This window comes from Micrococcus sp. KRD026 (assembly GCF_017168445.1).
In the GTDB taxonomy this organism is placed as follows: Bacteria; Actinomycetota; Actinomycetes; order Actinomycetales; family Micrococcaceae; genus Micrococcus; species Micrococcus luteus.
The window spans coordinates 81587-89373 of the sequence record NZ_JABFBA010000029.1 but is presented as its reverse complement, the minus strand read 5'-3'; the positions used below and the strand labels follow the sequence as shown (position 1 = coordinate 89373).

Sequence of the window (7787 nt, the reverse complement as noted above, 5' to 3'; positions counted from 1 at the left end):
CCCCAGAGCAGCCCCACCCCGCGCCGCGGCCGGCCCGGCTATGACCGGCAGACGCTGCTGGCCGAGTGCGTCGAGCTCTTCAACCGGCACGGCTACGAGGCGACGTCCATGGGCATGCTCGCCACCCACCTGGGCATCTCCAAGTCCGCGATCTACCACCACGTGGAGTCCAAGGAGGCGATCCTCGACCACGCGGTGACGGAGGCGCTCGACGCCCTCGAGGCGTGCCTGGACGATGTGGTGGCCAGCGGGGCCGACGCCGGCGCGCAGGTCGAGGCGGCCATCCGCGGCACGCTCGGGGTGCTGGCGGAGAAGCAGCCCGAGGTGACCCTGCTGCTGCGCCTGCGCGGGAACTCGGCGGTCGAGGTGGCCGCCGTCGAGCGTCGTCGTGAGATCACCCGGCGCTTCGGTGACCTGCTCGAGGCCGCCCAGGCCGCGGGTGCGGCGCGCTCCGACGTGACCCCGCGCAACCTCGCCCGCCTCGCGCTGGGCATGATCAACTCGATCGTCGACTGGTACCGGCCGGATCGCGGCGTCCCCGGCCAGCAGGGACCGGACCAGATGATCGACGCCGTCACGGGCGTGGTGCTCGGGGGCCTGCGGGGCTGAGGGGCCCGCTGTCCTCAGCCCTGGCCGTCGAGCGCGGCGAGCACCTCGGCCACGATCGAGGCTGCACGGTCCTCGGCGTCCGCGGGCACCCCGCCGTCCGCGTCGGCCTGGGCCACGGCCACGGTGCGGGCGCCGTCCTGCACGGCAGTGAGGTGGGAGTAGACGGACCCCCCGGGGGCCGGGAGCGCCGTGTAGGCGGTGCCGCCCTCGTGTTCGGTCCGCGTCACGCTCTCCACGCCGAGCCCGGCCAGGTCCACCCCGGTGCAGGCCTGCGCCGCCGCTCGGGCGTCCTCCAGGGCGGCGCGGGCGGCCTCCTCCGTGGGGTACACGGTGACGCGCACGCCGAGCGGAGTGACCTCGGCGTCGGGGGACGCCGTGAAGGAGGGCGCCGGCGTCGTGGTGGGCCCGCCGCCGGTGGTGGCGGCCGTCTCCGGCTGGGCCGTGAGCCCCAGGTCCGCCGCCCCGGCCTCGGCGTCCCGCTCCAGGGCGGAGCGGGCGGCGTCCAGGCAGGCCTGCTGTTCCGCGCTGCGGGTGGGCGCCGGGCTCGCGCCGGCGTCGACCGTCTGCACCAGACCGGCGGCCCGCTGGCGCAGCTCCGTCTGCCGCTCCAGCGGCGAGACGGCGCTCAGCCCCACCTCGGACCCCGGCCCCGCGGCCCGCTGCACGGCGGCCTGCACCGCCAGGGTCCGCTGCCCATCCAGCGCGGCGGGCATCTCGAGGGACAGGCTGCTGGAAGCGGAGGCGCTGGCCGTGCTCTCCGTGGAGGCGCTGGCCGCGGGTGACGTGGGGGCCGTGGAGCTGCTGGCCGCGGGCGACGTGGACGCGGACGAGGCCGCCGTCGTCGTGGACGACGCCGACGAGGAGGCGGGGGAGGAGGGCTCCGCGCCGCCGCCGCCCGCGCACCCGGCGAGGGCGAGCGCGCCCACGGCGAGGGCGCCGAGCAGGGGGAGTCGGGGGGTCGTCATGGCCCGACTCTACGTGCACTGTGACGGATGCCACAAGGAAGCGGCGGGGGCATGCGTCGGGGCCGCCCGATGCGTGGTGCGCACCGGACGGCCCCTGATCCGTCAGTCGAGGAGGTCAGCCGAGCGGGGTGTCCTTGTCGCCCAGGTTCCAGTCCTCCACCGGGCCGAGGTTCTCCCCGTCCGGCCCGTAGCGGTAGAAGCCCTGGCCGTCGGCCACGCCGCTGTGGCCCTCGGCGATGCTCTTCTCGAGCAGCTCAGCGAAGCCGAGCTGCCAGTCGACGCCCGTGTTGCGGGAGACGTTGGCGGCCACGTGGAAGCCCACGATGTCATAGGTCTGGAACGGGCCGCGCTCGTTGCCGGTGGCCACGCGCCAGGTGCGGTCGATGTCCGCCGGGTTGCCCACGCCGTGCATGTACAGCTTGGAGCCGGCCTGCAGCCACGGGATGAGCAGGGAGTTGAGGAAGTAGCCCGGGATCTCCTTGCGCACGTGCACGGGGACCATGCCGGTCTCCTCGGCGAACTGCAGGGCTCCCGCGACGGCCTCCGGCGAGGTCGCGGCGGTGCCCATGACCTCGGCGGTGTTCTGCGCCCAGATGCGGTTGGCGTAGTGCAGGGCCAGGAAGCGCTCCGGATGGCCGCTGGCGTCGGCGAAGTCCGAGGGCAGCAGGGAGGAGGTGTTCGTGGCGAACAGGGTCGTGGCGGGGGCGAGCTCGCCCACCTGGGCCCACACCTTGCGCTTGAGCTCCAGGTTCTCCGGGACGGCCTCGATCACGATGTCCGCATCCGCCAGGGCCTCGCCGAGGTCCGAGGTCGGCGTGATGCGGGCGATGGCCTCGTCGAAGCGCTGCGGGTCGTAGCCCTCCCCGAGGTCTGCCTCGTAGCCCTGGCGGATCCACGCCCAGCGGCGCTCGATCCCCTCGAGGGCGGCGGGGACGGCGTCGTAGGCCATCACCTTCTTGCCGTGGTACGCCGCCTGCATGATGATCTGCGAACCCAGCACACCGGTGCCCAGCACGGTGACCTGATCAAAACGGGTGAACTCGGACATATATGTCGACCTTCTTCTCTCGCGGTCCGAATGGGACGTACAGGTGAACGTCCCGGGCACGCTCCTTGTTCCCGGGGACGACGACGGGCCGCCCGGCGCGCAGCGGGCGCACGGGACGGCCCGTCGAAGCAGGGGGGCTCAGCCCTGGGAGGTCTCGGACGGGGCCATCGGCCAGGTCTTGGCCACGAGCGTCAGCACGTCGTACTGGGCGCAGAGCTCGTCCTTCTGGTTGTGGATCCGGCAGTCCCAGGCCACCTCGCCGTACTCGTCGCTCACGCGCGGGGTGATGCGCTTGGCCGTCAGGGTCACGCGGATGGCGTCGTCGTAGGTCACCGGCGTGATGAAGCGCAGGTTCTCCAGGCCGTAGTTGGCCAGCACCGGGCCCGGATCCGGGGCCACGAACAGCCCCGCGGCCCACGAGACCAGCAGGTAGCCGTGGGCCACCCGGCGCGGGAAGAACGGGTTGGCCATGGCGGCCTCCTCGTCCGTGTGGGCGTAGAACCTGTCCCCGGTCTCCTCCGCGAAGGCGGTGATGTCCTCCAGGGTGACGGTGCGCAGGCCGGAGGCGAACTGGTCGCCCACCGTCAGCTCGGCCAGGGACTTGTAGAACGGGTGCACGGCGGTGCCGGCCTCCACGTCCTCGCGGGTCACCGTGTGGGCCGCGGCGCCCGGATGCCACACGCCGGTGATGGCCGTGAGCATGTCCGGGGAGCCCTGGATCGCCGTGCGCTGCATGTAGTGCTTGACGGCGCGGACGCCGCCGAGCTCCTCGCCGCCACCGGCGCGGCCGGGGCCGCCGTGGACCAGCACCGGCACGGGGGCGCCGTGGCCGGTGGTGGTCGTGGCGGTCTGGCGGTTCAGGACGTGCACGCGGCCGTGGTGGGCGCCGATCCCGGCGGCGAACGCGCGGGCGGTCTCACCGTCGTTCGTCGCCACCGTGGCCACGAGCGAACCCGACCCCAGGGCGGCCAGGGCCACGGCGTCGGCCACGTCCGTGTAGCCGATCACCGAGGTGACCGGGCCGAACGCCTCGACGCTGTGCACCTCGGGGGTGCGCGCGTCCTCAAAGGTGAGCACCGTGGGGGCGAAGAACGCGCCGGACTCGGCGTCGGCGTCGCCGGTCGAGCCCTCGGGGCCGCCGAGGCGGACCTGACCGCCGGCGTCGACCAGGCGCTGCACCGCGCCGCGGACCTCGCCCTGCTGCTCCTTCGAGGCCAGGGCGCCCATGGTGGTGCCCTCGACGCGCGGGTCGCCCAGGACGACCTTCGCGGCCAGGCGCTCGGTGAGGGCGGCGGTCACGGCCTCGACCCGGTCCTGCGGGACGATCACCCGGCGGATGGCCGTGCACTTCTGGCCGGCCTTGACCGTCATCTCCTGGAAGACGGCCTTCACGAACGCCTCGAACTCGGGGGACTCCGGGTCCGCGTCCGGGCCGAGGATGGCGGCGTTGAGGGAGTCGGTCTCCGCGGTGAAGCGGACGCCGCCCTCCTGCACGTTCGGGTGCTTCTTCAGCGTGGCCGCGGTGGCGGCGGAGCCGGTGAACGCGACGTGGTCGCGGTAGTCCAGGTGGTCCAGCAGGTCGCGGGCGGAACCGGAGATCAGCTGGATCGAGCCCTCGGGCAGCACGCCGGACTCGAGCATCAGCTCGACGCACTTCTGCGTGACGTAGCCGGTGGGGGTGGCCGGCTTGACCACGGTGGGAACGCCCGCGACGAAGGCCGGGGCGAACTTCTCCAGCATGCCCCACACGGGGAAGTTGAACGCGTTGATCTGCACGGCCACGCCCGGGATGCGCTGGTAGATGTGCTCGCCGATGAAGGAGCCGTCGCGGGAGAGGGGCTCCACGTCGCCGTCGATGATCACGTTGGAGTTCGGCAGCTCGCGGCGGCCCTTGCCGGAGAACGTGAAGAGGGTGCCGATGCCGCCGTCGACGTCGAAGGCGTGGTCGCGCTGCGTGGCGCCGGTGGCGAAGGAGACGTCGTAGAGCTCCTGGACGCGGGAGTTCAGGTAGAGGGCGAGCTCCTTGAGCTTGAGAGCGCGCTCGTGGATGGTCAGCGCGCCCAGGGCCTGCTGGCCGACGGTGCGGGCATGCTCGATGGCGGCGGCCGTGTCGAGGCCGTCGGTGGAGACGCCGGTGAGGCGCGCGCCGGTGTTCGCGTCCGTCACGTCGGTGACCTTGGACGGGTGCGACGGCGTCCACCAGCTGCCGGCGACGTAGCTGGGGAGGATCTCCGGGAGGGAGGGGGCGGTGACGGTCACGAGGTCTCCTGGTGTCGGGGGCACGGACGGGTCCCGACCGATCGGTCGGTTATTGGTCCTCACCCTAGCCGAGACGTGGATCACGCGGGAGGGGGAGCCGGGCGGGTGACGTCGTCGTCGTGGAGAAGGCTTCGCCGGCCGAGCCGTGGCGCTCAGGCCCGCAGACGCGCCGCTACCGCCAGGACGTAGCGGCGTGTCTGCGGGCCTCGGCGGGGCGTCGTCCACAGATCCCGGCGGACGACGACGGCGGCCCGCCCGGATCGGGCACGCTCGGCGCATGCCCCGCTCGCCCGCGCCCCTGCCCCCGATGCGCTGCGGACTGGACGGCCGCCTCCGCGCTCCGACCGTGTTCTCGACCCCGGCCGCGCGCGAGGCGGGGGTGAGCGCGGCCCGGCTGCGGCGCGGGGACGTGGTCTCCCTCGGCTGGGGGCTCTGGGGCCGGCGCGGCGTCGAACCGGACCCCATGGACCATCTGCGGGCGCTGCAGGATCTGCACCCCGAGGGCGTGTTCAGCCACGTCACGGCCGCCCGGGTGCTCGGCCTGTGGCTGACCGGGCCGCTCGCCGCCGACCGGTCCGTGCACATCGCGACCCCGCGCGGCCACGGCACCGCGTCGAGCCGGGCCGGGATCCGCTCACACCGCCTCCGCGCCGACGCACCGGTGCGGATCGTGGACGGGGTGCGCGTGACCGCGCCGGGGTGGACCTTCGTGGACCTCGCCGCGCACGCCGGGCCGCTCGACCATCTCGTCGCGCTGGGGGACAGCATGGTTCGGACCGCCCCGACGGAGGCCCGCCGCCGTCGGCTGCCTCCCGGGGTGACGGACGTGGCCGAGCTGCGCGCCGCCGTCGAGGAACGCGGACGGGTGCGCGGGATCCGCGCGGCCCGGGAGGCGCTGGAGCTCGTCCGCCCCGGGGCCGACTCGCCGCAGGAGAGCCGGCTGCGGGCGCGGCTCGTCCTGGACGGCGTCCCCGAGCCCGCAGTGAACCCGTGCATCCGGCTCGCCACGGGACAGCGGCTCCGCGTGGACCTGGTGTGGGCGGAGGCCAAGGTGGCGGTCGAGTACGACGGCGATCAGCACCGCACGGATCGCCGGCAGTGGCGTGAGGACCGCGAGCGGGACGCGGCCCTGCGCGCGGAGGGGTGGGAGGTGATCCGGGTGACCGCCGACGTGTTCCGGCCGGGGCACTGGGAGCTGTTCGTGCGGCAGCTGCGGGGCCTGGTGGCCGCGCGGACGCCGCCGGGCCGAGTGCCGCCGTCGTGGATCTGACCCGCCCAGGCCCGCAGACGCGCCGCTACGGCCAGGACGTAGCGGCGTGTCTGCGGGCCTCGGCGAGAGGGGCGGGAGCCTGGGGCCGGCGTCGACCCCCCTGCCCCTCGTCTCCGGACCGGCGTAGAATCGAGCACCGGTCCCCTCGGACCCGCCCCACCCCCTCATCCGGAGAGTTTCGCTGCATGCTGCGCACCATGTTCCACGCCAAGATCCACCGGGCCACCGTGACCCAGGCGGACCTGCACTACGTGGGCTCCGTGACCGTGGACCAGGACTTGCTGGACGCCGCGGACATCCTCCCCGGCGAGCTCGTGTCCATCGTGGACGTCACCAACGGTGCGCGACTGGAGACCTACACCATCGCGGGCGAGCGGGGCTCCGGCGTGCTCGGCATCAACGGCGCCGCCGCCCACCTGGTGCATCCGGGGGACGTCGTCATCCTCATCGCCTACGGGCAGATGGACGACGACGAGGCTCGCCGCTTCCAGCCCAAGGTCGTCCACGTGGACGCGGACAACAGGATCGTCGAGCTCGGCGCGGACCCGGCGGAGGGGCTGCTCGACGGCGTCGCCCGCCCGCCGCTGTCCCGCGAGTGGGACGAGGCCCAGGCCGAGGTCTGAGCCGGCCCGAGGGCGCTGGGCCGTCATGGACGAGCCGTTCAAGCGGGATCAGCGGTCGGCACGGCCTTGGCCCCGAGTGCCCGACGCGCGGAGTGCATCGCGGCCGCGTGGCTGAGGCCCATCGCGGCGCGGGCGCCCGGCACGCGGGCCACGGCGCGCATCCACGACGAGGTCAGCACCACCTCCTGCTCCCACACCACGATGCAGTGCGTCGCGTGTCCGGCCGGGGCGCCGTCGTCGTGGACGGTGACCCGCACGGTGCCCGTCAGATCCCCGCTCAGGTGCGCGACCAGAAGGCCGCGGGCGCGGTCGTCGATGAGACGTTCCATCGTCAGACGCACCGGCACGAACCCGCGCAGCCGGACGGCGGCGCGGCCGGGGCCCAGGCGATGGGCGCGCGGGACGGCCGGCCACCAGCGTGGGTAGCCGGCCGGGTCGGCGAGCAGGGCCAGCACGGACCGGGCGTCCGCGGGGACGGCCCAGCGGTGGGTGAAGCGGAAGGGGCGGTCGGCCGACATCAGGCCCGGCCGAAGATCTCGGGGTCCACGGGGCGCCGGGTGCGGGGGAGCTTCGCGACGATCAGCAGGTACGACTCCGTGACGAGGTCCCGGACGAGCTGCTCGTCGAGGTCCGGGTGCGCGGCCAGGCTGAGCCAGTGCCGCTTGTCCATGTGATAGCCGGGCGTGATCGCCGCGGGCAGGGCCGCGCGCAGCTGGGCGCCGTCCTCCGGGCGGGCCTTGACGTTCACGAGGCGGCGCCCGTCGTGGTCGATGAACACCGCGAACAGCTTCCCCTGCACCTTCATGACCTCGGTGTCCGGGCCGAAGGGGTGCGACGCGGCGCTGCCCGGCAGCTCGAGGGCGCGGTCGCGGGCGATGCGCAGCAGCGTGGGCTCGTCCATGCCCGCCACGTTAGCCGCGCCCGCCCCGCCCCCGCACTTTCGAACGTGATATCGGGGGAATGGGCGCTTTCGAACGGGAGATAGGGCCTATCTCACGTTCGAAAGCGCTCGC

Annotated in this window: 8 protein-coding genes; 3 read left to right on the top strand and 5 right to left on the bottom strand. The window is 74.0% G+C overall.

What is annotated here, in order from left to right; translation table 11 throughout:
• On the top strand, window positions 1-609 hold a 609-nt coding region (locus tag J1M40_RS10590), incomplete at its 5' end, for a TetR/AcrR family transcriptional regulator (RefSeq protein ID WP_241252222.1).
• Window positions 610-623: 14 nt separating this feature from the next.
• Here the strand turns inward: J1M40_RS10590 and J1M40_RS10585 are convergent.
• From J1M40_RS10585 to paaZ, 3 genes are all read right to left on the bottom strand, one after another.
• Window positions 624-1574 (bottom strand): hypothetical protein, encoded by a 951-nt coding sequence (locus J1M40_RS10585; protein ID WP_073116979.1) that lies wholly within the window; start codon window positions 1572-1574, stop codon window positions 624-626.
• A gap of 115 nt (window positions 1575-1689) precedes the next feature.
• Window positions 1690-2622, bottom strand: a complete 933-nt coding sequence (locus tag J1M40_RS10580; protein ID WP_036313915.1) for a 3-hydroxyacyl-CoA dehydrogenase — start codon at window positions 2620-2622, stop codon at window positions 1690-1692.
• 138 nt (window positions 2623-2760) lie between these two features.
• The gene (gene paaZ / locus J1M40_RS10575; RefSeq protein WP_073116980.1) at window positions 2761-4881 is read right to left on the bottom strand and encodes a phenylacetic acid degradation bifunctional protein PaaZ; all 2121 of its coding nucleotides are present in this window, start codon (window positions 4879-4881) and stop codon (window positions 2761-2763) included.
• 277 nt (window positions 4882-5158) lie between these two features.
• Here paaZ and J1M40_RS10570 point away from each other — a divergent pair, with 277 nt between their 5' ends.
• Both J1M40_RS10570 and panD read left to right on the top strand, forming a co-directional pair.
• Window positions 5159-6151, top strand: coding sequence for a DUF559 domain-containing protein (locus J1M40_RS10570; RefSeq protein WP_073116981.1), 993 nt, complete (start codon window positions 5159-5161; stop codon window positions 6149-6151).
• 185 nt (window positions 6152-6336) lie between these two features.
• Window positions 6337-6774, top strand: coding sequence for an aspartate 1-decarboxylase (gene panD, locus J1M40_RS10565; protein WP_070708802.1), 438 nt, complete (start codon window positions 6337-6339; stop codon window positions 6772-6774).
• A 38-nt stretch (window positions 6775-6812) separates the two neighbouring features.
• On the opposite strand, the gene J1M40_RS10560 is transcribed toward panD, so the two are convergent.
• Window positions 6813-7292, bottom strand: coding sequence for an SRPBCC family protein (locus J1M40_RS10560; RefSeq protein ID WP_206450778.1), 480 nt, complete (start codon window positions 7290-7292; stop codon window positions 6813-6815).
• Entirely contained in the window at window positions 7292-7675 is a 384-nt protein-coding gene (locus tag J1M40_RS10555) for an MmcQ/YjbR family DNA-binding protein (protein WP_144819555.1), read from the bottom strand. The genes J1M40_RS10560 and J1M40_RS10555 overlap by 1 nt, the downstream gene beginning before the upstream one ends.
• Between the last annotated feature and the right edge of the window lie 112 nt (window positions 7676-7787).

Bases quoted from the DNA above. Each gene is read 5' to 3' on its own strand.
- J1M40_RS10580 (WP_036313915.1), bottom strand. From the start codon at position 2,622: ATGTCCGAGTTCACCCGTTTTGATCAGGTCACCGTGCTGGGCACCGGT.
- panD (WP_070708802.1), top strand. From the start codon at position 6,337: ATGCTGCGCACCATGTTCCACGCCAAGATCCACCGGGCCACCGTGACC.
- J1M40_RS10570 (WP_073116981.1), top strand. From the start codon at position 5,159: ATGCCCCGCTCGCCCGCGCCCCTGCCCCCGATGCGCTGCGGACTGGAC.
- J1M40_RS10560 (WP_206450778.1), bottom strand. From the start codon at position 7,292: ATGTCGGCCGACCGCCCCTTCCGCTTCACCCACCGCTGGGCCGTCCCC.
- J1M40_RS10555 (WP_144819555.1), bottom strand. From the start codon at position 7,675: ATGGACGAGCCCACGCTGCTGCGCATCGCCCGCGACCGCGCCCTCGAG.
- J1M40_RS10585 (WP_073116979.1), bottom strand. From the start codon at position 1,574: ATGACGACCCCCCGACTCCCCCTGCTCGGCGCCCTCGCCGTGGGCGCG.